This window comes from Campylobacter sp. 2018MI34, from assembly GCF_016598975.1.
Taxonomy (GTDB): domain Bacteria; phylum Campylobacterota; class Campylobacteria; order Campylobacterales; family Campylobacteraceae; genus Campylobacter_D.
The window spans coordinates 1-412 of record NZ_JAENKS010000207.1; the positions used below are offsets into that span (position 1 = coordinate 1).

The 412-nt window shown below is 63.6% G+C and carries 1 protein-coding gene; it reads right to left on the bottom strand.

Features of this window, described 5'->3' with window-relative positions; genetic code table 11:
- Positions 1-208: 208 nt before the first annotated feature.
- A partial coding sequence (locus JG676_RS08465) for a hypothetical protein (RefSeq protein ID WP_200217964.1) occupies positions 209-412 on the bottom strand: 204 nt, incomplete at its 5' end.

A 412-nucleotide genomic window follows, 5' to 3' on the forward strand; every position in this document is an offset into this window, starting at 1 on the left:
GTGCGCATCCAGAAGCGGCTGATCATGGACTGGGATCGCATGTCGCCCACCGAGGGCGCTCGCGCCGGCATCCAGGCTTACGTCGACGCCTATCGCACCGACGAGCCACGCCGCTACATGACGGCGTTCCTCAATCGCAGGAAGTAGTGAGCTGCGATGCCATCCCGCGGCCCACTCGGGATGGCATGCGAATTGCCGCCAGCTTTGCCTACTTCTTCTCGACGTTCCAGAACACGGTCACCGGCGAGGCCATGTTGCCGCTGACGTTCTTGCGCCGCGCCAGCGGCTGCACGAACTGACCGAGCGGCACCACGACGCCGAGGTCGAGCACGCGCTTCTGGATCTTCTCGGCGATCTCGAACTGCTTCTTGGGATCGGCTTCGCGTACGAAGTCCAAGCGCAGCTTCTCGAT